Here is a 23,278-nt window from a genome sequence, read left to right as displayed (position 1 = left end):
CTCCCATACCGGCGGCCCTGGCCAGAGTGCCAATGGTCATTGAGCGTTGTTTTTTGGACATAGGGGTTGATTCCGTAGCTGACTACGGGAGTAACCTTAGCGTAGTCACCCATGTCATGAAAGGAGCCATCGTAAAGTCCCTGCTGCGATAGCCCATTGACTAAGGATTAACGTTTATGAGTGACAACAACCTGCACATTGCCGTGATTGGCAGCGGCGGTAGTGCCATGGCCGCGGCCCTCAAGGCGACTGAACGCGGTGCCCGCGTGACGCTGATTGAGCGCGGCACCATTGGCGGAACCTGCGTCAACACTGGCTGTGTGCCCTCTAAAATCATGATCCGGGCGGCTCATATCGCCCACCTTCGCCGGGAAAGCCCGTTTGATGGCGGCCTGAGCGCCCAGGCGCCGGTGGTGGATCGATCACGATTGCTGGCTCAGCAACAGGGACGAGTGGAGGAACTGCGCGAGTCCAAATACCAGAATATTCTCAATGACAATGCCGCGATTACCGTCCTCAAGGGCGAGGCGCGGTTCGTGGATGAGCGAACACTGACGGTTACACTCAACGCCGGCGGTGAGCAGACGGTGAGATTTGACCAGGCCTTTATCGGCACCGGCGCCCGGCCCGCCGAACCGCCCGTTCCGGGGCTGGCCGAGACCCCCTATCTCACGTCCACCAGTGCGCTGGATCTGGATTACATTCCGGAGCGCCTCGTTGTGATCGGTGCCTCGGTGGTGGCCATCGAACTGGCACAGGCCTTTGCCCGCCTCGGCAGCCAGGTCAGCATTCTGGCCCGCAGCCGGGTGCTGTCACAGGAAGATCCGGCGGTGGGTGAGGCCGTGGAAGCGGCCTTCCGGCGCGAGGGCATTGAAGTACTCAAGCAGACCCAGGCCAGCGAGGTGAGCCACGACGGCCGGTTGTTTACCCTGCAGACTAACAACGGCCCGTTGCAGGCGGAGCAACTACTTGTGGCCAGTGGCCGCACACCCAATACCGAAAACCTGAACCTCGAAGCCATCGGCGTTGCGACAGAGCGTGGTGCGATCCGGATCGACAAACATCTGCAAACTACTGCACCGGGCATCTATGCCGCTGGTGATTGCACCGATCAGCCCCAGTTTGTCTACGTGGCCGCCGCCGGTGGCAGCCGGGCCGCCATCAATATGACCGGCGGTGACGCCAGCCTCGACCTCAGCGCTATGCCTGCGGTAATTTTTACTGATCCGCAGGTTGCCACCGTCGGTCTGGCTGAGGCAGACGCCGAGGCGCAGGGATATGACACCGACAGCCGCACCCTGACCCTCGATAACGTGCCACGGGCGCTGGTCAACTTCGATACCGGGGGCTTCATCAAGATCGTTGCCGAGCGTGAAAGCGGGCGACTACTGGGCGTTCAGGCCGTAGCAGGGGAGGCCGGTGAACTGATCCAGACCGCCGTGATGGCGTTGCGTGCGCGCATGACGGTCAACGATATCGCCGATGAGCTGTTTCCGTACCTGACCATGGTGGAGGGGCTCAAACTCTGTGCCCAGACCTTTACCAAGGATGTCACTCAGCTTTCCTGTTGTGCGGGGTGAGAGAGTCACAACGAATAAGTTGCTGCAGGCCACCTCAGTCACCGATAGCCTCAGACCGAACAATCGATAAGCATCAAAGATGATCTGCCAGGATCCAAGCGCCGATTACAATCAGTGTCAGACCGCCAACGATTTCCGCCCGGTGGCCAAACAACGAACCTACGACCCGCCCCAACAGAACACCAAACGTGACCATTACTGTTGTGGCGAGGCCGATCAGTCCCGCTGCCAGCAGAATGTTGACGTCTACAAACGCGAGGCTAACACCCACTGCCATCGCATCAATACTGGTTCCGAATGCGGTCAAAGCGAGTTTTAAAAAAGAATGTCTGGACGGTATTTCTGTTGTTTCACCCCTTGGTTTCAGGCCTTCAAAGATCATGTGCAAGCCAAGTGCAACTAATAACGCAAACGCTATCCAGTGGTCCCATGCCTCTACATAAGAGGCTGCGGAGTTGCCGATTAACCAACCGATGAGGGGAGTAATAGCCTCAATTGACCCAAAAATGAGGCCCATTCTTAGTGCTTCGGAGAAACGGGGGTTTTTAAGACTTGCTCCCTTGCCAATTGCGGCTGCGAAAGCATCCGTAGACATGGAAAGAGCAAGCAACAGAAGGGCGATGGGATTCATTCTTTGTTCTCCGGCCGGGCATCGAGTCCACGACATACCCACACGCCCGACCTACGGCATAGGTATATCGATGGTCTCGCCAACCGAGAGGTGTTCGCACCATGGCATTAGGCCAAGTATGTTGACACGAACTCTTCCGAAAACCGGAAGCAGGCTACTCCCCAAAGAATGCCAAAAATAGCATAGTTGCCTCGCAAACCGAAGCATCGTTTGGGGTAGCTATAATGTAAAGCCAGAGAGCCGCTCTCGCATTGTGGCTGGTTCACAACCAGTAGATAACTGGTTATGGATCATTCCAGGGTCCGTGGTGATAGCCCTACACGCGCGAGCGGAGGAGTCCCAAACAGCTCAGCCACAACACCAGACTGAACAGGAGATGCGGCACGAGTGTGGCTATGATGCCTTTGAGCCCGGCAACACCGGTGGCGGCTACGCCCCATCCCACTAAGGGTGTGAAGACAAAAATTGCGACCAACCACAATGCGAGTCCAAACCCCAGAATAGGCAGGGCGCGTAAATGGCGCGGTGCCACCAGAATGAAAAGGGTCGACCAAGCCGTCACATACGCCGTATGAAACAGAAGACCTACTGGCAGTGGAAGTTGCTGACCAACAACCCATTGCGCGAACGCCAGGCCAAGCGGCTTGGGAAACGGTGATATTCCGGTTTTCAACGCCACTGCCATGATAGCTCCTGTGACAATGCTGGTAATTATCCCCGCTGCAACAGCCTTCCAGACATTGGTGATGGTTATGTGAGTCTCTTGTGAGCTTGACGCTGTCATGATCCGTTCTCCTTGGGAGTTGTTGGCTTGGGAGGACACTGCGGTCCACACCCACCCGCCACTTCATTGCAACAGGTGGCGTCAAGATAACTGACCAGTTCACGCATGGTGTTCAGGCCCGCGCGATAAATAGTCTGCTGACCGGCGCGTTGCGCCGATACCAATCCTGCCTGCTTTAGCCGGTTGAGGTGAAAACTCAGCGCATTCGGTGCCAGCTCCACCGCAAGCGCCAGATTGCCGGCTGAGACGCCATTTGCCCCGTGAGCCATCAATTCGCGAAATACCTCCAGCCGCACCGGGTGAGCCAGCGCTGCCAATAGCTCGCTGGCAGATTCGCTGTCCACCACCTGAGAAAATACACGGTGCATCAAAATACTAACCTCAAAAGTTCGTGCGTTAAGCTCCAGTGTAATTACAAAGCAAACATATTTCAATAATACAAATACTATTGAAATATTAAAGAAAAGTGCATTTTCGGCGTTTTCAGCTCGGGTGTCGGTATCGGAAAGATAGGATACGGGCTTTAAATTGGAATAATTTATTGTAATGCGAACTATTCTCATTATACTTCGCAATCAAGATAGGAATAAAAATTAATCAAATAATGTAGGTTATGGAGGTTGCATGTTTTTTCTGACAATACCGCGTTCGACCGGTCTGGAGCATTTCCGACCAGGGTCGCGTTCCCTGGTACCTTTGGCGTTTGCCGCACTTTTCAGTTCAGCAGCGCTGGTCAGTTCGCCAGCGCTGGCACAGGAACAGACCCCTGGTGCCGAAAATGACTCGTTTACGCTACCGCCTTTAACCGTATCCGGGGACTGGTTGGGTGCGCCCACGGAAGAATCCGAAAAAACCTACACCGGTTCACGTACCGTTGTCGACAAAGAAGAATTGCACAAGCGCGGCGCTCTTAATCTTGAAGATGCCTTGCGAGCGACCCCCGGGGTTCAGGTTCTGGATGAAACCGGCACCGGTATTCTGCCTAACATCGGGGTCCGCGGCCTGAACCCTCTGCGCAGTGAACGCCTGCAAATCCTGACCGATGGTTACCCTATCGCGATCGGCCCGTACAGTAATGTGGGTGTGTCGCTGTTCCCGGTCACTCTGCCCAGCCTGGAGGCGGTAGATGTCGTGCGGGGTGGGGCGGCCGTTCACTATGGCCCCAACAACGTCGGTGGTGTTATCAATTTCGTAACACGCCCGATTCCGGCTGAAACCTCCCAGACACTGCGTGAACGGGTAACCATCGCGGAAGAGACCGGAAATGTCTTTACCGACACCTACTACCGCGTAGGCGGCCCGGCCAGCGACAAGCTCGACCTGCAATTCCAGGCCAACATCCAGCGTGGTGATGGTTTTCGGGATCGCTCGGACACTCAGGTTGACAATTTCATCGTAGACGCCCGCTACTACCTGAACAACGAGAACGAACTCGCCACCCAGCTTCAGTACTACAACGTCGATGCCGAGCTGCCTGGCGCATTAACGCCAGAGGCTTACGAACAAGACCGTACCCAAAGTCAACGGCCTTACGATGCCTATAAAGCTGACATGACCCGCGCGACGTTTACCTGGACTTACAACCCGACGCCAGATGTTGAATTCCAGTGGCGCAACTTCGTTCATGATGCGGATCGTACTTTCTTTTTTGGTCAAAATCTGAGCGGCTCGGGCGGTGTCTTTAATCCCGGCGTCGCCTCTACTCACCGGGCTGACTCGCCCAGGCTTTTCCGTGTTTACAGTACCGAGCCACGGCTCGCCATCAGCAAGGGTCGCCATGACATCACCCTTGGCGCCCGTTACCTGACAGAAGACGTCGAGTTTGATGTCAATCGCGTCGAATTTGCCAGCGATGCCCGCTCAGTTGCGCGGGATTGGCATCTCGATACCAGGGCGCTGGCTTTTTACGTCAGCGATACCATGCACTTTCTGGACGACCGTCTGACGGTGACTCCGGGTTTGCGTTATGAAGACGTCAACATGGATTTTCGTGACAACCTGAACGGAAACATGGAAGAGAATAATACCGACGAGTGGCTACCAGGATTAACCGTTGGCTACCAGGCAACAGACCGCGTTTTTTTATTCACCAACAGCCAGCGCTCCCTGGTACCGGTGCAGATTGCTCAGACTACGCGTGACGGCGATGTTGCTAATGAAACGGCCTGGAACTACGAGCTGGGCGGTCGCGTACAGCTCACGCCTGATTTGCTGTCATCAGCGACCCTGTTCCGTATCGACTACGATGACCAGATCCAATTTAATCGCACCGAAAGCCGTTTCGAAAATCTCGGTGAAACACGGCATCAGGGCATAGAACTGGATAACCGCTGGCAGGTGAATCCCAACCTGGAGCTGGGTCTGGGGTACACCTTCCTCAAGACAGAGCAGTTGAGCGGCGACAACGCCGGCAACGAGTTGCCGAACGCCCCCGAGCACAAGATAAGTGCAGATGTGGTCTATTCCTACCAAGCCTGGAACGCCAGTCTGAATTGGCTCTACGTCAGCACCAGCTTTAGCGATGCAGACAACACCAAAAAAGAAACTGCCGATGGCGGGGCTGGCGAACTGCCGGACTACCACTTGGTAAACGCCCGCATTGGTCGCGATATTGCAGTGGGACACGGACGTAACTTGAACCTGGCCCTGGCGGTGAATAATTTGCTGGATGAAGACGCCTACTTTCGGGGCGTAGACGTGAGCCCGATTGGCCGTGTGCCGCAGCCTGGGCGAAGCCTCATTCTGGAAGCACAACTGGACTTCTGATCCGGCCGCCTAAACTGCCTGCCCAAACACTATTGATTTTTTTAACTATGCTATCGAACGCCATCAATGCTGATAAAGAGAGAATCCGGATCAAGGCAGGACGAGGCTTATGGCGCCGGTTGTTGATATCAATAACCTGGGTCACTGTTGTATTTCCTGTGCTGGCCCAGGCGGAAAACAGCCCTGTCACACTCACTGATGACCGGGGTAAAACCATTGAGTTGACGCAGCCGGCCACCAGGCCGGCTGCCATATCGACATTTGGTGCAGATGTGGCAAGAGCCCTGGGCATTCAACCCGTAGCGATCACAACGTTTGGTCTTGAAGGGACGCCTGCCTATCTGGGGCCTGAGATGAATAAGATACCCAGTCTCGGACCGCGACATCAGCCCAACCTGGAACGCTTGTCCCGCATTGCTCCGGACCTGGTGTTTGCCATCCGACGCTATACCGAAAAGGATGGCCCCCAAATCGAAGCCATCGCGCCCATGGTGGCGCTGGATCTCATTACTCTACAAGACAGCCTGCATGCTGTGGCACTGGCTGGCGATGCTTTTGGCCGTTCGCAACAGGCACAGCAGATCAATGAACAGTTTATGACCCGGCTAAACAGTCTGGCGGCCCAGAGCCCCGGCGGTCGTACCGTCGCTATTCTTACCAGCGGTGGTGAAACGCCTTTTGTCTATTATGATCACTTTCTGACAGCGGCGCTGTTGGAGCGCCTGCATTTTGATAATGTGGGCGGGCCACCACCCAATCCCGATTCAGGTATTCCGCTGGGTTATCGCATCAGCCTGGAAACACTTTTGACCCTGAACCCGGATGTCATTTTTCTGCTACCGAGTAACCGCCAGCGGGGTTTTACTCTAAACCCGGTTTGGCCCTATCTGCAGGCCGTAAAGAACGATCAGGTGTTTGAGGTTGGTCAACACTGGAAAGAGAGTGCCGGGCCTATTGCACGATCTCTGGTGCTTGACGATATGACGCGTCTGCTGTTCCCGGATATCACTCCGGTCAAGACCTCGTTGCGATGAGGCAAGCCTCCACCGAAACCAACATCACGCCTATCTATGGCGCGACGATATTGGTGATCGCTGCGCTTTTTTTGATAGGTTTGTTGGCCGGCCAACAGTGGACCACCCCGGAAACGCTCTGGAGCGTTTTGCAAGGGCAGGGCAGCATTATTGAGCGAGTCAGTGTGCTGGAGCTTCGCTTACCTCGCAATCTCCTCGCCATGCTGGGGGGCGCCGCTCTCGGGGCGGCCGGGGCCATCATGCAAGGGGTCACCCGAAATTCACTGGCCTCGCCAGGCCTGACGGGCGTGATTGCCGCGGCAGCGTTTGGAGTGGTAGGTACGCAGACGTTCTTTACTCCCGATGCCTTGTGGCTGCCTGTTATTTCGCTTGGCGGTGGATTTCTGGGTGGCATGCTGACATTTGTTATCGCCGGTCGCGGCAGGCTCCAGCCCGAGCGGGTTGTGCTCGCCGGTATTGCGGTCACTGCATTATGCACGGCCCTGACAACAGGCACTTTATTGGTATCCGGCTCCGAAGCGGCTGAACTTTACTACTGGCTCGCCGGTAGCCTGATGGGGCGGGGCTGGTTACAGCTCAAACTGGTCGCTGTGTGGCTTATTTTGCCTTTAGTGGCAGTGCTTCTGCTACGCCGGCCTTTTCGGGTGCTGCAGCTTGATGACGAACTGGCGCTGGCCATGGGGTTGGCTGTTGGGCGCTGGCGGCTACTGTTTCTGTTGCTGGCGCTGATCATGGCCGCCGCTCTGGTTTCCGTGACAGGCCCGGTCATCTTTATTGGCTTGGTTGCGCCTCATATCGCGCGGCGCCTGATTCGCGACCAGTTTCAACATTGGTTGCCATTGAGCGCGCTACTGGGAGGGCTATTGTTATTGGCGGCCGACACCCTGGCACGGCAATTGGCATTTCCTCAGGAGTTGCCTGTGGGGATGTTGACGGCATTGATTGGTGCGCCCTGGTTGCTGTATTTACTCAACTCCCGTGAGTCTGCCCATGGTGGCTAACACCAGAGAGCCTCATAAAAAACCGTTGCTGCAGCGAACAACGATTTTGCTCTGGTTTGGGTGTGGGCTTATTTTTCTGACGCCCTGGCTGGGTCTGCAGTTTGGCGCCACGGACCTGAGCTGGCAGCAAGTCCTGGCCGGATTGCTGGGAGAGGGCTCAAGCCACGTGGAGCGCGTGGTGATGGACCTGCGTTTACCCCGAACCCTGATTGGCCTGGTGATCGGCATTCACTTCGCTTTGTCCGGCTGGCTATTGCAATTGATTACCCGAAATCCACTGGCAGAAGCGGGCATACTTGGCATTTCCGGCGGCGCTAGTCTGGTGGCGGTGGCCGCCTTTGTGGTGGGCGACTGGATTCAGTCGGGCGACAATCCTTACGGTGGGATTCCCTTTGCACTTCAGTATTTACCGCTGCTGGCCATGCTCGGTGGTTTGCTGGCTGCACTGGCCGTCTATGGCTTGAGCCTGCGTAACGGAGGGCTCTCTCCGGTGAAGTTGACCCTGACGGGGGCAGTATTGGCTGGCATGCTCCACGCACTGACCACCGGCGGCCTGGCATTTTGGGGGCACGCACACACCGAACTGGTGGCGCAATGGCTGGCGGGCTCACTGTACGGCACTACCTGGGCGCACTTAAAGGCTTTGCTACCCTGGACAGCACTAGGAATGATCGGCGTGTTGATTTTGTTGCGGCCACTTAGCGCTATGCAACTGGAAGACGAGCAGGCACGCAGCCTTGGGCTTCATCTTAACCGTTGGCGCGCCATCGCCCTGGTGGTGGCCGCGCTGATGGCCGCAAGCGCTGTGGGCATTGTTGGCCCGGTAGGATTTATCGGGTTATTGGTGCCCCACATCAGCCGACGCCTGGCCGGCTCAGGTCTGTTGGTTCAGTGCCTGATGTGCACAGCTCTGGGTGCCACGCTGGCGGTTGTGGCCGATACCTTAGGGCGGACTATTTTCGCGCCTTATGAGTTACCCGTTGGTGTGGTGTCGGCTGCACTGGGCGTGCCATTTTTTCTTTATTTGCTATCCCGTCAGCCGTAATGCGCCACCCGGAAAAGCCGCAGGAAACAAGCTATGTTACGTACTGATCGACTCACTCTTGCATACGGCAGTAGCGACGTCGTGCACGAGCTATCACTGACAATACCAGCAGGCGAGATCAGTTGCCTGGTTGGCCCTAACGGATCAGGCAAAAGTACGTTGCTCAAAGGGCTTGCAGGATTAATAGCCCCACGCCAGGGCGAGGTATTGCTCGAGGGGCAGCCCTTGTCTTTGTGGAGCCGCAATGAGCTGGCGCTTCGTCTGGCTATGTTGCCCCAGAAACCCATCGTGCCCGAAAGTATTCTTGTGAGGGACCTGGTCGCGCTGGGCCGTTTCCCCCACCGAAAATGGTGGCAACGTGATGGGCGAGAAGACCGCGAGGCATGCCAGCAAGCCATGTATATGACCGGCGTGGAGGCGCTTGCGGAACGTCCGGTAACGTCATTATCCGGAGGGCAGCAACAGCGCGTGTGGATCGCCATGGCGCTGGCACAGCAGACCGACATTTTGTTGCTGGATGAGCCTACAACCTATCTGGACTGGGGATATCAGCTAGAAGTACTGGAACTCCTGGTCGAGCTGAATAAAAGTCGCGGCCTGACTGTGATTATGTCTTTGCACGATCTGAATCAGGCCGCTCAATTTGCCGATCATGTAATGGTACTGGAGAATGGGCAGATAGAAGCCGCAGGCACGCCGGGACAGGTGATTACAGAGACTCTGCTGGCTCGGGTCTTTAGAGTGAGAGGGGTGGTATCACTGAATGCCGAAGGGCGACCCTTTTGCATGGGCCACGGCACATCAGATCCTGATCGGCCGTGTCGCGCTTGACTCGAATCGGAATACCGTAGAAGAAACTGATTATTGGACATTTTGTATAAGGCGGTCTTAATCCACGGCAATGCCGCTCTCCACAAGATTATTTTGTGAACGCCACGGCCCAGGTCGTCAAACACTTCACGTTACGCGATCACTCGGTCATCGATCGCTGGTAAAGATAACTTTATACATGCGCGCCCATAATGTTTGGCTAGAAACCCCTTTCTAAGACTGCTTCGGGCATTGTGAAAAGACCCTGAACTTGATCAAACATGGCCAGCATGTCAGTACGCCTAATTGTATCTCTTATCCCCGTGCCCGTGACTGAATCTGACATCAAATAGTGGCTACCATCAATGCAGTGATCTCTTCCGCAGCCAAAGGTCGGCTGAAATAATAACCTTGTCCCTCGGTGCAGTTTTTAGATTGCAGAAAGGTAAGTTGTTGTTTCGTTTCTATTCCCTCGGCCACGACACGATGCTCTAGACTCTCGCCCATCGCAATGACGGCGCTGATGATCGCATTTTCTTTATCGTGTGAGGCGTCATCCAGATTTTGTACGAATGACTGGTCAATTTTCAGCGTGTCGAGAGGAAAACGCGCCAGATAACTCAGGCTGGAATAACCTGTGCCAAAATCATCAATAGCAATCCGCACGCCGAGTTTCTTGAGTGCGTGCAAGATCGCCATCACCTTCGCAGTGTCTTTCATAAGTCCACTTTCCGTAATTTCCAGTTCCAGATGGCGCGGGTCCAGGCCCGTTTCATGGAGTACGGAAATGACACCGGCGAAAAAGTCCTGGCTAAGGAACTCGTTGGACGAGACGTTGACCGCTATCTGGCTAATGTCGAATCCGGCTTGCAACCATGCCTGTGTCTGCCTACAGGCTTCATGAAGAACCCATCTGCCGATCGGCAGAATCAGGCCGCAATCCTCAGCAATGCTGATGAAGTGCTCCGGGTAAACGAGTTGATTATCTGAGTGCCGAATGCGGATAAGCGCCTCAATGCCGGTAATTGATCCGGTTTCAAGGTTCACCTTTGGCTGGTAATGCAACACAAACCTGTTCTGCTCCAGTGCGCGGTGCAATTCCTGCTCCATGGAATGCCGCGCGAGCGCACGAGCATCCATTTCCTTAGTGAATATCTGATAGGTATTGCGCCCCTTTTCCTTGGCTTGATACATGGCTGCGTCGGCGTTTCTTGCGACTGTTTCGAGATCTTTACCGTCGTCAGGGTAGAAGCTGATGCCGATGCTGAAAGTAACGTTGAGCTGATGGCCACTAACGAGATGTGGCTGACTCATGGTTTCGATTATTTTCTCTGCCAAGACGACAGCGTCACACACAGTTTCAACTTCGTTCAGCAGCACCACAAATTCGTCTCCTCCCTGGCGGCAGGCAGTATCGGAGCGGCGGACACAGGCTTGCAGACGTTTTGCAATCGACTTCAATAGTGCATCACCAACCGCATGCCCGAGCGAATCGTTGATGTGCTTAAAATAGTCCAGATCCATAAACACCAGGGCAACCTTCTTGCTATGACGCTGCGCGAATGCAATCGATTGCGCCATACGGTCATTCAACAGCAAACGATTCGGCAAGCCGGTCAGGTAATCGTGACCGGCCATATGAGACATCTGCTCCTTGGCCAGTTCGGCGGTCTCTGTCATGGTTTGGGCGTTAACTGAAGCGATAATCAGACGCTCGTTCGCTTCCTTCAACAGTGCCTGGGTGCTCGTGTTGAGCTTGGCTTTGGAGGTGGCAGCCTCTTCGCGCTGATCTGCGATATCTTCGCGCTGATCTGCGATATCTTCGCGCTGATCTGCGATATCTTCGCGCTGATCTGCGGCACTTTGGCGCAGCCCGGTGGGTTTTTTACGCAGGTCAGCGCTGCTTTGGCGCAAGTCTGCGGCATGTTTGCGCGCTTGGGCAGCCTCCGCACGACTAGGAACGGTCGGTTCTGTCCCGGTGTTTTGATCTTTGCATCTCTTCTTACTCATCCCGCCTTACCTCACTCAACGCTTTTGGTCATTTTTGTACGCGTCGGCTGCCCGCCGAGGATTCCCTCGAAGCCGGACACCGGATCACCGATGACGATACCTTTATCCGTAATATCGTAACGTCTGATTTCGGCACTGTGAGAACTGCCACGCACCTTGACGACCGACATGACGCGCTCTAAGCGGCTCTCAACCTCTATATAGCGCTGTACGATGATCGCATCCGTGAGAAACGCAGCTCCGTAGGGGCTGAAGCGCAGATCGGTATAGCGGTCTTCGAGTTCCGACGTCATTAGCACCGTTACACCCAAGCCGGAGAGTATCCCCATCATGCGAAACAGCGACTCGCGAAAATCCTTTCGGAATGTGGGTGCCACTGCCAGTTCGAACCCGGACAGCGAATCGATGACCACCCTGGTTGCTTTTCTCTCCTTAATGACGTGAGTCAGGCGCTGTATGATCTCGTCGACCGACAGATCCAGGGCGCGGAGATTAATCAAGCCAATTTGTTGGCCTTGAATCATGTCTCCGAGCGTGCGGAGCCAGGACTGGCCAGGCGTTTGTTCAAACGCGACAATCACGCCGGGTTCGCTGATGCGTGCGCCTTCGGCCAGGAAGGCAGTGGCAAGGATAGTCTTTCCCGACCCTGACGGGCCCGCAATCAGCAACGAATGGCCCGACGGCAAGCCGCCGCCCAGCATGTCGTCAAGGTGCGGCACGCCCATGGTGACTCGCTTTTTGCAGAGTAACGCCTTTGATACCTCCCCCACATCTTCAGGACCTTTGTGAATGATCGTCGCCGGAAAGATATTGATCCCATCACTGGAAATGCGGAACGCATGCTTTCCTGGCAGGGTTGCCTGACCGCGCATTTTCATAACCTGGATCTTGCGCACCATCGAATTCCGCTCGATAGATTGTTCCAGTGACAGCAGACCGTCAGCGACAGTCAAGATCTGGTGGGAGCCGCTGTCCGACAAAAAATCTCCGATCAGGAAGGAGGTGGCCTGCCAGCCGGTCAGTTGCAGCCCAAGTAGCTGTAGGAATCGTTGCAGGTTGTTTGCATCTTCGGGTTGGTGTTCTGCCTCCCGTAAAACTGAGCGAAACGAATCGACAAAGACCAACGCTGGAGAGTAAGCCTCAATCTCCTGGGTGATGCGCGCCAGTACCTGATTAAAATCGCCCGTCGCGGCGTCGGCGCTCAGATTGATGAAGCGAATCGATTCATTGACCTTATCGGTGTCGAAAAACGTGAACTGCTGCTGATAACGCAGCATCTTCAATGGCGGTTCGCCAAACGCTGTGAAGAATAGTGCAGGCCGCTCAGGCGTTGCCAAAGCGAACATGATCTGGTGGCACAACGTCGTCTTGCCCGAGCCTGGAGACCCACTAATGAGGTTGAAGGAATATTCAGGTATGCCACCACCCAGGATATCATCAAGCCCCTGCACACCGGTTTTGAGAATTCGGTGAACTACGTCACATTTTTAAGCTGGCATGGGCCATGGCAATCGCCAAATGACGTTCCCGCAATAATGCAGAAGGGTTTGGTGATGAGGGAAGTGAACCGGAAGCGGGCGAAAAGCAGGCTTTTAGCTAGATCACCTTCTCAATCTTGGTCTGGAATACGCAGTCGCTTGCTTCAATTCGCAGTGATACCCACTTTCATGGCAATGCGCTCGCCGTCCACTGAATTGATCTCTTTGGGATTCAGAAGACGCACGCGGTCAGGTGCGATACTGACATCCGCATTTGGGTCGACCAGGGCGTCCCTTACCGCTGATGCGCGGGCATTGGCGATGGCTTCGAGCTCAGGGTCGGTAATGGATTGTGCGGTGATGACCCGTTCGGCCAGGTGATTGCGATAGACCAGGGCGTCCAATTCCGCTCCGCCGGATGACTCATTCTGTTTTTCAGTGAAACGCGCCTGGACTGCCTCCAAGTCAGTTTCCGGGTAATACGAGCTGAACATCGTCTCGACAATACTCTGATTGGACTCGGCTGTTAGGCTGGGATCCGCAACGTCGCGATCCGCCTCAGCCAATCTTTGCCGCAGGGCTTCTATAGCTTTTTTACGTTGCAGGGCTGGGCCATCAAAATTTCGACTGAAGGGACCGGCAAGCTCCAGGGCCAGCGCCGGGCGCTGATTGAGGGCCGCGCGGAGCTTGGCGATGCGCTCACGCTGGGGTGGGAGCAGGTCGGTGCGCCCCTTCGCGAATTCAACCTGGCCCAAGTTCTCCGAATCCGCGCCAACGAGGTTTGCCAGAAAACTGAACGGAGCAGTGATGACAGACATAATGGCATCGCCCAGTGCCTGGCGGATGACCTGGTTGAAGTCGAATTCCGGGTCGCCGACATTCCCGGTCACCGGGAGATTGAGATCAATCACGCCGTCGCTGTCCTGGAGCAGGGCAATGGCGAGGTTGAGTGGCAGGTCCATGGCGTTGCTGGAGGCCATCTTTTCTCCGAGCTTCAGGTCATGGAGCACCAGGTTGTTTTGTCCGTCGAGTTGTCTGCTTTCGACCGTATAATCGAGATCGAGATCCATGGTACCCCCCGCGATCTTGCGGCCCGCGAAATCCACCGTGTAAGGGGAGTATTCCGGGATCTGAAGGTTGCGGAACGTCAGTTGCAGATTGCTTGCGCGGCTGGGATTCCAGGCATCGACGGCGCCTTCGACGCGCGCCAGGCCATACTCTGCGACCTGACCCTCCAGGTCCACACGCGCCGGCTGATCCGAGGTGGAGTTCAAGGTCGATATCTGTCCGCTCAGGGTGTGGATGCTCGTTGAGAAGGGCAACGGCAGTGAGTAATCCGCAAAGCGGAGGGTGCCGTCGGTCAGCTCAATGCTTTCAATGGTGATACTGAAAGGGGTTACCTCCTCGTCTGTGCGCGCAGCGTTGTCATTATCCTCGGCGTTGGCGGGGGGCTTCGCCACGAGCTGTCCGAAATTGGTGGTCTGATCCTCGTGGATGACTACCCTGGCGGACAGGCCGTCGATGGTGATGGTAGCCGTCTCAAGCTGCTTTTCTTTGATCCCTAAATCAAGCTGTTCGGTCTGGAGGCCTTGCCAACCAATAAGCAGTTCGTCATTGGAAGCGTCCCTGATACTCAGTGAGTCAACGCCGGCGGAGCCCTGAAAGGCAAACGGCTGCTGGGCATTTGTATGGATTTGCCCGCTCAGGTTCAGGGTACCGCTATCGAGCCTCACATCCGCGAACTGCCTCAAGTAGGGCTCGGCCTGCTTCAGCGCCAGTTCATCGATACGGGCGTCGCCCTCCAGGGCGGAGGTCGGTAGAAGCTGAAGGGTACCGTCAAAGGCGAGCTTACCGCCTCCCGCGAGTTGCCCGTCCAGACGCAGAGGAAAACGAGTATTTTTCTGCAGCGTAAGGTCCTTTGCGGATAGCAGGACATTCTGCAGTGCCAGCGACACCTGTTTCGGTTGATTCGCGTCACCGGCCGCCGGGTCCTGTAGATTGTCAGAAAAGCGTAGAATACCGCCCTCAACACGCAGATCGTTGATCCGCAACGCAGGCAGTGAATCGGGTTTATTTTCGGCCGGGGCCGTGTCAGAGGACTCGGATGCCAGCCGGGAGAGGCGGGTTTCGCCCGAGGCGAAGCGTTCTTCCAGAATGATCGGTTTGTCGAGACGGATGGTCTGGAAAGTCCAGGTTCTGTTGACCAGGCTTGACCAGGCAAGATCGATGAACAACCGGTCCCAGCCGAGTAGCTGCCGGTTGTCAGTGTCGTCCAGTTCAACCCCGTCGATCTGGAGCGTCAGCGTGAAGGGGTTGGCCTGTACCACCTCTATACGGAGTTCGCGCCCAAAGTCTTTCTCAGCGAAATTCACCGCGAGGTACTGGATGATCCAGGGCAACGCAAAAAAGCCCAGTAATGTGTACAGGATGATCAACACGAGCAGCCAGAACCGGACCCGGCTCGGCGAAGCCCATCCTGTTCGTAGACCGTCGCCAAATCGGCGAAGTAAACCGCTGTACATAAGACCACGACCGTTGAAATGAGCTATGTTATACAGTGTAGACCTGCCTGCGCTCAACGCCACTTGCGCTCTTGGTCATGGCAGCTGGTTTCTTGGTCCGGGTGATTCGTCGTTCCCTCAAACCAGAGAGTATGGCGCTGCTGCACAGTATCAGTCGAAACCGCCATGTTGATTGGCGATGCCCCTGGCTAGCGGCCTGATGCGGTCTCAGTGGTTTACACGCAAAGTGGTTACCGAAAAGTGGTTTTTGCACCAGCAAGTACCGCCGCTGGAGTCTGCACTGCAGTTTCCCGGCAGCGATCGCCACAACCTATGAACGCCATTCCTTCGGGTTCGAGGACGCCTGCAATGCCAGCACGGTTTAGAACGTACGGTAGCGTACAGTTGCAATGCGGGTTCTGGTGTAGGTTTGGTGCTTAAGACCACCGATTCGGGACAAAAGCACCATGAGCACACCATCAGCATCGAGCTCCGAATTCACCACTGACCCCAGATCCCTGAGGCAGACGCTCAGAGCGTATTGCAAGCCACGCCGGGCACGCAGTATTGCGGAGATCCTGATCACCACACTCCCTTTTGCGCTGATATGGGCTCTGATGTGGTTGTCGGTCAGTGCCGGATACTGGCCCGTGGCCCTGGTGCTGGCAGTCCCTGCCGCAGGATTCCTGGTACGCCTGTTCATGATCCAGCATGACTGCAGTCACAGGTCGTTTTTCCATTCGCGGCGCACCAATGACTGGACCGGCCGTATAATCGGTGTGCTTACCCTTACCCCTCATGATTTTTGGCGCCACTCCCACAACATCCACCATGCAAGCTCCGGCAACCTGGATAGGCCCAGCATAGGCGGGCTCGACACCTTAACAGTGCGCGAGTTTCAAGCTCTGCCGCGGTGGCAGCAATGGCGCTATCGCCTCTACCGCCACCCCTTGGTGCTCTTCGGTTTCGGCCCCATGTACACGTTCCTGCTGGATTACCGGCTGCCTTTCGGATTCATGCGTGCAGGCAAAATGCCCTGGATCAGTACCCTGGGTACCAATGCGGCCATTGCGGTTCTGGCAACGAGCGTAATCTGGTTTGTTGGACTTGGGCCCTTCCTGATGGTCCAGATCCCGATCACGCTGCTCGCCGCCACCATGGGGGTGTGGCTGTTCTACGTCCAGCATCAGTTCGAGGCCACCTACTGGGAACACGATGAACACTGGAACGCCCATGATTCTGCACTGCAGGGCAGCTCTTACTATGCACTGCCGGGTATCCTGCGCTGGTTCAGCGCCAACATCGGCGTGCACCATGTTCACCATCTGGCCAGCCGAATTCCTTGCTATCGCCTGCCCGAGGTGCTGAGGGACTACCCGGAACTTCAAACATTCAACCGGGTGACGTTGTGCGAAAGCATCGAGTTCGTTCGATTGGCGCTCTGGGACGAAGACAAACGGAGGCTGGTTTCCTTCAGGGAGGCGAGCGTCGGATCAGGCATCAAGTAAGAATGGGGTCAGACCTCACATTTCAAAGAACAAGATGGGTGTGGCTCAGTAAGCCAGGCTGATCGTCAGGTCCAGGTTTTTCCCATCGTACGGGAATTTGGCGGCCATGATTCTGGTATGAGGTGGCCATGTCAATCGCCGGGTCAATGATCACCATCGCCGGGGTGGTGTTCTCCATGACTTTGGTCGACCTGTCGCTCGCCTCATCGCAATTTGGATCCCGCATGCTCCGCAACTTCATGCGCGATACCACGACCCAGGTGGTGCTCGGCACGTTCGTCGCCACCTTTCTGTACTGCTTGCTCGTTCTTCGCACGATACGCCGCGTAGAAGAGGACCTCTTCGTCTCTCACCTGTCGGTTTTGCTCGGCGTGGTACTCGCGGTGGTGAGTGTGGGTGTGTTGATCTACTTCATTCATCACGTGTCCGTTTCCTTCCAGGCAAACGAGATCGTGGCGCGGGTCAGCAGGGAGTTGATCGAGGGGATTGACCGCGTGTTCCCGGAACAGATCGGGCGGGGCGTTCAACCAAATTCGGCAAACAAAATAGCCGCTCCAGCGCCACAGTGACCATCCGCCTTCTGGAAACGATTGCCGTGGTCGCGGAATTTTCACATCGCGCAGAGGATCGCGCCGCGCTCCAAAGGCATGCCGAGATGATTAACCGGGGGGCTCGCGAGGGATTGTCGGAAAGAAAGGACCGCCAGGTGGTGGGAGAGCGCTACCAGGCGGTGATCCGAGCCTCTATATTGACCGGCCCCGACCCTCAAAGCGCTTTCGGGCCTGGTCTGAATTCACATACACAGATTCCGTAAACGCTGCACTGGCGTGTCCCAGCTCCTCACTAATATGACGTATATCCGCACCAGACTCGATCGCCTGGCTGGCTCCCGTATGGCGCAGATAGTGTGTTTCCGACTTAATGGCTTCAAACTGGCTAGCCTCTTCCATAAAGCCGTGATCCCGCATTCGCTCTACGGTCAACATCACCGCTTGTTCGTAAACACGCTGAACCTGTCGTTTGCCCAGCGCATTGCCGTGGCTTGAGGGAATAATCGGGTTGCGTTCGTTTTGCTCAGGCAAGGGTCCAAGTAACCCGAGATATGTGCGCCAGCGCCTGAGGTAGGGGAGGTAGGCATCAGGAAGAGTGACAGAACGAGCCTTGTCGCCTTTGCCAAACACAAAATAAGACCAGTATTCTTCACCCTGAATCACCTTGCGCCGGAAATCCCCGAATACTGGAATGCGCTCGGCACCGTCTTCCAGTGGCCTCGGAGCCAGCTCCCCGACGCGCAAAAACAGTGATTTCATGGTGACGACAACAAAGAGATGTCGTTCGTATTTCGAATTTTGCGCAGCGGCCTCCGTTACGGTTTCCAGAAAATAGACCCATTGCCAGTCAGTCAAACGGCGCACATCAGCCTCAAGGTCATTAGACAGTTGTGGCTTTGCTTTACGATCACGTTTTCGCACTTCATCAAGCGGGTTCGATAACAGGTATTGCTGTGAAACCAGAAACTTGAAGAAGGTTTGCAGAGCGGTTCGACTGGCATTCAAGCTGGCCTGGCTGGCGCTGTACGTTGGGTTGTCATCCTTCGATCGCAAGGCAAACGGCCGCCATACATGATTCGGCACACGAAGGGCGCCCGAATCCGTAAAAGCAGCAAATACGCCTCGGCTAATCCAGGATTTGGGTGGGTTTTTCAGTGTTTTAAAGTAGGCGGAAACCACATCAGAATCCGTTTGTGACAGCGTTCGCCCAGACGTAACCCACAAATAATTAAGAAAACGCTGAACTTCACTACGAAATCGCGTAAACGTGCCTGCAACATCGGAATACCGTAGAAGAAACTGACGGCTGATCTCATAATCCTGACGAAGCAGGCCAGTTGCCTGGGGAAGCGTCCCAAGAAACTGCGGTATTGATGGGTGACAATGAAAGTCCGCAACGTCTTCGAGATAGCTCGTAGTATCGAACAGTGGATGACCCGTGAATGATCTGGACACGTGAGGCCTTATTGATTGGGGATTTCTGGGGAGAGTATATCTACATACATAAAATGTCCAATACTCCTAAATATTGGACATACGATATTAGGCGATCTTAGTCGACGGCAATGCCGCGCTGCACAAGGCTGCGCCTCAGCAACTCGACTCTGCGTCGATTCACTCCCAGATCGTAGAACCCAATAAGGGATTGAGATCTTACGTTCAAGTGTTGCTTGTCTGAAGCAACCAGCAGTTCGAGATAGTCCGGGAAGCCAAACAAATCACTGCGACAGGTGATATCCGCATAGCCAAATCGCGCGCTGTTGAGCGAAGCACCAGGCAATTCGATCGCCACGGCTTTAATAAGCTCCCAGGAAGACTGATTCAACGGTTCGGCTAAACGAATAGGCGCTACGGAATAGAGACTCATAGTGGACGTGCTCGACACACAGTTTAAAAACGGCGGGCAGCCGTCCAGGCTGAACTGGGTGCCTGAAGGTGGCACATTACCGGTAGATGCGCATCCTGTGAGGAAGAGTATTGAGATTGCCAAAAAATAACGCATAACGGTGAGAAGCTCCTGTAACGGGCCAACTAGGAATAAGGTGTTTATGCGGGTATCTTGCACCGCTGGTTCCTGAGCAAACAACTCCATCTTGTTGTCCGCTACTGCGCATAATGTATATTATGTTAAATAAAGTATGAAAGTAAGAAACCCAAACTGTAAAATAGCGGCCACCACGCCGCGGCAGCCAAACTACATGTCACAGACGTGCACGGTGCTCAAATCCGACCAGGACGCGCCAACCGCAAGTGATCACGTAAAGTATTGCCCTCATATTCGCGGCGAAACAGACCTCGGCGCTGCAGCTCTGGAACTACGTGGTCGATGAAGTCCTCTATGCCACCGGGTAAAGACGGCGGCATCAAATTGAAACCATCGGCGCCTTCGTTGTGGAACCACTGTTCCATTTTATCGGCAATTTGCGCCGGCGTTCCCACCATAGTGCAATGGCCACCGCCCGCGGCCAGCCGGCCCAATAACTGGCGCAGCGTGGGTTGTTCGGTTTCAATTATGCGCAATATGGTGCCATAACGGCCCTGCGGCCCGCTGAATTCCTCCATCGGCGGTAATGGTGGCACCGGTGCGTCCAGCTCCCAGCCAGAGCAATCCTGGTTGATGAACATGGCCAACTGCCGTAATGATGCGTCTACCGGCAGTAACTCATCCAGTTCACGCTGTTTTGCCAGTGCCTCAGCTTCCGTTGGCGCTACATAGGTTACCAGCCCGGGCATGATGGGCACCGAGATATCTCGCCCGGCGGCCTTGATCCGCTGTTTGATGTCGCGATAGTAGTTCTGCGCCGCCGGCAAATCGTAGGCTACTGCGTAAATAGCCTCTGCGCACTTCGCCGCCAAGTCCCTGCCCTGTTCCGAGGCGCCTGCCTGAAACAACACCGGATGTCCTTGCACTGGCCTCGGCACGTTCAGCGGGCCATCAACGCGAAAAAACTCTCCGTGGTGGTTAATGGGCTGCACTTTGTCTGGGTTTGCGTAGTGGCCATGGCGATCGAATACCAGAGCATCGTCAGCCCACGAATCCCAAAGCGCCAGCACGGTTTGTACAAACTCATCGGCCCGTCGATAACGCTCGGCGTGGCCCGGCATGGAGGCATAACCGTGGTTTCTGGCTTCAACATCAAACATTGAAGTGACTACATTCCAACCAATGCGACCACCGGAGATATGGTCGAGCGACGCCACCAGGCGTGCGGCGTGAAAGGGTGTGTAAAAGGTGCTTGAGACGGTGCTGATAAAACCGATATTCTCGGTAGCCCGGCTCATGGCCGCGATGGCTGTGAGCGGCTCAAGGTACCACCAGCTGCCATCAGACACATTGCCCGCCGAGTTACTGTCTGCAAAGAACACCGCATCAAGCTTGCCGCGCTCAGCGGTTTGCGCCAGGCGCTCGTAATAACGGATATCCCCCAACTGCTCCACGGCCGACTGGGGATGGCGCCAAGCGGCCCGATGGTGACCGCAGCCCATCAGAAACAAGTTTATGTGCATCATGCGCTTGGCGGAGTGTGATGCAGCCATCAGTTTTTCACCAATCCGCCGTCGACCAGTAGGTTTTGCCCGGTAACTGCGCGTGCCCAAGGCGATGCAAAAAACAGAGTGGCGTCGGCAAACTCTGCGGGAGTGGTTACCCGGCGCAGCGGCGTGCTGGCCGCGATAAAATCAAATACCGCCTCGGGTGTGGCGGCGGAAGCATCGGTGGTGCGCAGCAAGCCACCGGAGACCATATTTACGGTAATGTTGTCAGGCCCCAAATCCTGGGAAAGCGTGCGAGTGAGCGACAGAAGCGCCGCTTTGCCGGCGGTATAATCGTGGTAAGGCACCACCGGATTCTGGAACAGGTTTGTTCCCACATTCACGATTCGGCCAAACCCAATCTCACGCATGCCGCCGAGCGCCGCCTGAGTTGTGTTCAGGGCGCCGCCCACCACACCGGCAAACTGATGATGCAGATTGTCCCAGCTCAGCTGTTCCACGTTGGGGCGCGCATCGCCATTGAATGAAAAGTCCGGCAGAGCGTTGTTGATCACGGAGGTTATCGGCGTTCCAAAATGCTGACGGGCGCGTTCAAACATAACGTGAACCGCTGCCCGGTCGGTCACATCAGCCTGCACTGCCAACGTCCGCCCCGGCGCTTCGTCGGCCAGTCGCTGCGCGGCTTCCGCACTGGTGTGGTAATTGATTACAACGTTGGCGCCTTCACGCAGAAACGCGCGCACCAAATGTTGACCCAAGCCTCGGGCACCGCCGGTTACAAGCACCAGTTGTTGATCAAGAGAAAAAGATTGTTGCATAGACACCTCAAAATGAGGCGAAGGTAAGATGAGGCAGGTTCGGCGCCCTATTTTGTTTGCGCCTGCGGCCGACATCCCTTCGCCAGTATGAACTGGATCAGGTTCAACGGGTGTTATCTCAGTCCTGCACGCAGGACACCCCGTGTCGAATCAAAACCATAGCACACCCGGAGCACACTTATGTAGGCCTCACGCACGGGCAATGATCAAGATACCTGCAATTGACAAGTACCGTCAGACTTCTTACTCTGATTCCAATCCTGGGGGAGCCGGACAACGGCTGAGACTCCGCATTTCATGCGGTAACCCTTCGAACCTGATCTGGGTAATGCCGGCGAAGGGAAGGAAAACGCCTGTTTACGCATTCTCATGCGCCTTTCTTCCTTCGCGGACATCCCGGTAGAGCCAACTTTTGGTCACCACGCTAGCCGCGCCCGACAGGGCAAGGAAGACAACCGATGTTAAGCTTCTCTACCGCAATTGCGTGGTTGGTTCTGTTTGCTGCGCTTTTCGCCATACCCGGCCTGATCTACGCCCGCCGCAAACAAGATAATCTGGACGATTTTCTGGTCGCCCGTAACAGCCAAAGCAGTTCCGCCACTTTGCTCACGCTGCTGGCCACCACCATGGGCACCTGGATTCTGTTCGGCCCGGCACAGGCGGCAACCTGGGGTGGTATTGGCGCGGTAACCGGTTACGCCTTGGGCGCACTGGCGCCGCGCCTTATCATGATTCCCCTGGGCAACCGTATTCGCACATTAATGCCCGAGGGCCACACGCTGACCGAGTTTGTACTTTGCCGTTATGGCCGGGCGATGTACGGTTTTGTGCTGGCGATCATGATTTTTTACCTGTTTATCAGCTTAACCGCCGGTCTGACCGCCATCGCCCAGATGGTCAGCTTATTGGCGCCGGTACCTCTGTGGTTAACGGCCAGCATTGTGATGTCGGCCACCCTGCTCTACACCCTCTACGGCGGGCTGCGAGTCACCATTTTTACCGATCGGGTGCAGATGTTGGTCATTCTGCCGTTTCTGGTGGTGCTGATTGGTTTCGGCTGGCACGCCATCGGTGGATTGGCCCCCGCCTTAAAAGGCCTGCAGGAAAAAGCACCGCACCTATTGAACCCGCTGGACCTCAACGGACTAAAATCCGGCCTCACGTTCTTTATTGCAGTGGTCTTAACGGGGTTGTTTTACCAGGGAACCTGGCAGCGTATCTTTGCCGCCAGAGACAAAAAAGTCATTCGGAACGGTTTTATTATCAGCG

At 55.6% G+C, this 23,278-nt stretch carries 19 protein-coding genes and 3 riboswitches; of the genes, 9 read left to right on the top strand and 10 right to left on the bottom strand.

What is annotated here, in order from left to right:
* Positions 1-176 precede the first annotated feature (176 nt).
* Complete coding sequence (gene merA / locus ENI00_RS00095; protein WP_304097001.1) at positions 177-1,580, top strand: mercury(II) reductase; 1,404 nt, start codon at positions 177-179, stop codon at positions 1,578-1,580.
* Positions 1,581-1,653: 73 nt separating this feature from the next.
* Here merA and ENI00_RS00090 read toward each other — a convergent pair whose 3' ends face one another.
* The 3 genes from ENI00_RS00090 to ENI00_RS00080 all read right to left on the bottom strand — a co-directional run bounded on the left by ENI00_RS00090 (position 1,654) and on the right by ENI00_RS00080 (position 3,558).
* A complete protein-coding gene (locus ENI00_RS00090; protein ID WP_304096999.1) occupies positions 1,654-2,211 on the bottom strand; it encodes a manganese efflux pump MntP family protein in 558 nt (185 codons plus the stop codon).
* Positions 2,212-2,386, bottom strand: a riboswitch (yybP-ykoY riboswitch).
* Between the two features lie 141 nt (positions 2,387-2,527).
* Entirely contained in the window at positions 2,528-2,995 is a 468-nt protein-coding gene (locus ENI00_RS00085; RefSeq protein WP_304096998.1) for a hypothetical protein, read from the bottom strand.
* The gene (locus tag ENI00_RS00080) at positions 2,992-3,558 is read right to left on the bottom strand and encodes an ArsR/SmtB family transcription factor (protein WP_304096995.1); all 567 of its coding nucleotides are present in this window, start codon (positions 3,556-3,558) and stop codon (positions 2,992-2,994) included. The genes ENI00_RS00085 and ENI00_RS00080 overlap by 4 nt, the downstream gene beginning before the upstream one ends.
* 61 nt (positions 3,559-3,619) lie before the next feature.
* Here ENI00_RS00080 and ENI00_RS00075 point away from each other — a divergent pair, with 61 nt between their 5' ends.
* The 5 genes from ENI00_RS00075 (at position 3,620) to ENI00_RS00055 (ending at position 9,672) form a co-directional block, all read left to right on the top strand.
* Positions 3,620-5,761, top strand: a complete 2,142-nt coding sequence (locus ENI00_RS00075; protein ID WP_304096992.1) for a TonB-dependent receptor family protein — start codon at positions 3,620-3,622, stop codon at positions 5,759-5,761.
* A 122-nt stretch (positions 5,762-5,883) separates the two neighbouring features.
* On the top strand, positions 5,884-6,795 hold the full coding sequence (locus ENI00_RS00070; protein WP_304096989.1) for an ABC transporter substrate-binding protein: 912 nt from the start codon (positions 5,884-5,886) through the stop codon (positions 6,793-6,795).
* The gene (locus tag ENI00_RS00065; protein ID WP_304096987.1) at positions 6,792-7,796 is read left to right on the top strand and encodes an iron ABC transporter permease; all 1,005 of its coding nucleotides are present in this window, start codon (positions 6,792-6,794) and stop codon (positions 7,794-7,796) included. The genes ENI00_RS00070 and ENI00_RS00065 overlap by 4 nt, the downstream gene beginning before the upstream one ends.
* Positions 7,786-8,841 (top strand): FecCD family ABC transporter permease, encoded by a 1,056-nt coding sequence (locus tag ENI00_RS00060; protein WP_304096984.1) that lies wholly within the window; start codon positions 7,786-7,788, stop codon positions 8,839-8,841. Before ENI00_RS00065 ends, ENI00_RS00060 begins: the two co-directional genes overlap by 11 nt.
* A 33-nt stretch (positions 8,842-8,874) precedes the next feature.
* The gene (locus ENI00_RS00055; RefSeq protein WP_304096981.1) at positions 8,875-9,672 is read left to right on the top strand and encodes an ABC transporter ATP-binding protein; all 798 of its coding nucleotides are present in this window, start codon (positions 8,875-8,877) and stop codon (positions 9,670-9,672) included.
* 324 nt (positions 9,673-9,996) lie between these two features.
* Here the strand turns inward: ENI00_RS00055 and ENI00_RS00050 are convergent, their stop codons facing one another.
* The 3 genes from ENI00_RS00050 to ENI00_RS00040 form a co-directional block, all read right to left on the bottom strand.
* Positions 9,997-11,661, bottom strand: coding sequence for a putative bifunctional diguanylate cyclase/phosphodiesterase (locus ENI00_RS00050; protein ID WP_304096979.1), 1,665 nt, complete (start codon positions 11,659-11,661; stop codon positions 9,997-9,999).
* Positions 11,662-11,672: 11 nt separating this feature from the next.
* On the bottom strand, positions 11,673-13,112 hold the full coding sequence (locus ENI00_RS00045; RefSeq protein WP_304096976.1) for an ATPase domain-containing protein: 1,440 nt from the start codon (positions 13,110-13,112) through the stop codon (positions 11,673-11,675).
* Positions 13,113-13,303: 191 nt separating this feature from the next.
* Complete coding sequence (locus tag ENI00_RS00040) at positions 13,304-15,577, bottom strand: DUF748 domain-containing protein (RefSeq protein ID WP_304096973.1); 2,274 nt, start codon at positions 15,575-15,577, stop codon at positions 13,304-13,306.
* A 530-nt stretch (positions 15,578-16,107) separates the two neighbouring features.
* Here ENI00_RS00040 and ENI00_RS00035 point away from each other — a divergent pair.
* The gene (locus ENI00_RS00035; RefSeq protein WP_304096970.1) at positions 16,108-17,148 is read left to right on the top strand and encodes a fatty acid desaturase; all 1,041 of its coding nucleotides are present in this window, start codon (positions 16,108-16,110) and stop codon (positions 17,146-17,148) included.
* A 128-nt stretch (positions 17,149-17,276) separates the two neighbouring features.
* Entirely contained in the window at positions 17,277-17,717 is a 441-nt protein-coding gene (locus ENI00_RS00030) for a DUF2254 family protein (RefSeq protein WP_304096967.1), read from the top strand.
* Positions 17,718-17,891: 174 nt separating this feature from the next.
* On the opposite strand, the gene ENI00_RS00025 is transcribed toward ENI00_RS00030, so the two are convergent.
* The 4 genes from ENI00_RS00025 to ENI00_RS00010 form a co-directional block, all read right to left on the bottom strand.
* The gene (locus tag ENI00_RS00025) at positions 17,892-19,154 is read right to left on the bottom strand and encodes a tyrosine-type recombinase/integrase (protein ID WP_304096964.1); all 1,263 of its coding nucleotides are present in this window, start codon (positions 19,152-19,154) and stop codon (positions 17,892-17,894) included.
* Between the two features lie 97 nt (positions 19,155-19,251).
* Complete coding sequence (locus tag ENI00_RS00020) at positions 19,252-19,701, bottom strand: DUF1499 domain-containing protein (RefSeq protein ID WP_304096961.1); 450 nt, start codon at positions 19,699-19,701, stop codon at positions 19,252-19,254.
* A 218-nt stretch (positions 19,702-19,919) separates the two neighbouring features.
* On the bottom strand, positions 19,920-21,236 hold the full coding sequence (locus ENI00_RS00015; protein ID WP_304096958.1) for an LLM class flavin-dependent oxidoreductase: 1,317 nt from the start codon (positions 21,234-21,236) through the stop codon (positions 19,920-19,922).
* On the bottom strand, positions 21,236-22,009 hold the full coding sequence (locus ENI00_RS00010; protein WP_304096955.1) for a 3-oxoacyl-ACP reductase: 774 nt from the start codon (positions 22,007-22,009) through the stop codon (positions 21,236-21,238). The genes ENI00_RS00015 and ENI00_RS00010 overlap by 1 nt, the downstream gene beginning before the upstream one ends.
* A gap of 57 nt (positions 22,010-22,066) precedes the next feature.
* Positions 22,067-22,162, bottom strand: a riboswitch (TPP riboswitch).
* Positions 22,163-22,261: 99 nt separating this feature from the next.
* Positions 22,262-22,369, top strand: a riboswitch (TPP riboswitch).
* Positions 22,370-22,467: 98 nt separating this feature from the next.
* On the opposite strand from ENI00_RS00010, the gene ENI00_RS00005 reads away from it, so the two are divergent.
* Positions 22,468-23,278: sodium:solute symporter family transporter (locus ENI00_RS00005; RefSeq protein ID WP_414674180.1), on the top strand; the 811-nt coding region annotated here is incomplete at its 3' end.

The organism is Marinobacter antarcticus, assembly GCF_011049865.1.
Taxonomy (GTDB): Bacteria; Pseudomonadota; Gammaproteobacteria; order Pseudomonadales; family Oleiphilaceae; genus Marinobacter; species Marinobacter antarcticus_A.
The sequence above is the reverse complement of the archived record's forward strand: the minus strand, read 5'-3'. Positions and strand labels throughout refer to the sequence as shown.